Annotated in this window: 1 protein-coding gene and 1 pseudogene; both read left to right on the top strand. The window is 40.8% G+C overall.

Going from position 1 to position 617, the window contains the following annotated elements; all coding sequences use genetic code 11:
- Positions 1 to 308 (top strand): hypothetical protein (locus ACQY8X_RS21045; RefSeq protein WP_428037082.1); only part of this gene is annotated, 308 nt, incomplete at its 5' end.
- Positions 309 to 448: 140 nt separating this feature from the next.
- A pseudogene (locus tag ACQY8X_RS21040) lies at positions 449 to 617 on the top strand (reverse transcriptase domain-containing protein); the annotation flags it as partial.

The following is a 617-nucleotide window of genomic DNA, read 5'->3' as shown; positions in this document are numbered from 1 at the left end:
AAATGGAATATGTGGCAGAAAACTTGGTCACAGACAAAGCCGCCTCCAATCAAGTAGTGTTGAATCAACTTGATACTGCCTCAACCATGGATGTCAGGACCGTCTCTGAATTTCTGGATGTTTTTCCAGAAAAGTTGCCAGGTATGCCACCAGACCGTGAAATTGAATTTGTGATTGAATTAGTTCCTTGTACTGCTCCTATTTTCAAGAGACCATATAGAATGGCCGCTAATCAATTAGCCGAGCTTAAGGAACAACTTAAAGAATTATTAGATAAAGGATATATCCGCCCTAGTGCATCACCCTAGGGAGCACCCGTTGTTTTTGTTCTGAAGAAGGATGGTACGCAGAGAATGTGCGTGGATTACCGTTCTCTAAATGAAGTTACTATCAAGAACAAGTACCCCTTACCTAGGATTGATGACCTATTTGATCAACTAAGGGAGCTTGTGTTTTCTCAAAGATTGACCTCAGATCTGGATATCACCAACTGAAGAATAGAGCATCCGACATATCCAAAACAACCTTCATTAATCGGTATGGTCTATATGAGTATACGGTGATGTCATTTGGATTGACCAATGCCCCTGCCTACTTCATGTACTTGATGAACAAAA

The organism is Amphritea sp. (assembly GCF_050300915.1).
In the GTDB taxonomy this organism is placed as follows: Bacteria; Pseudomonadota; Gammaproteobacteria; order Pseudomonadales; family Balneatricaceae; genus Amphritea.
This window is presented reverse-complemented; position numbering and strand designations above follow the sequence as displayed.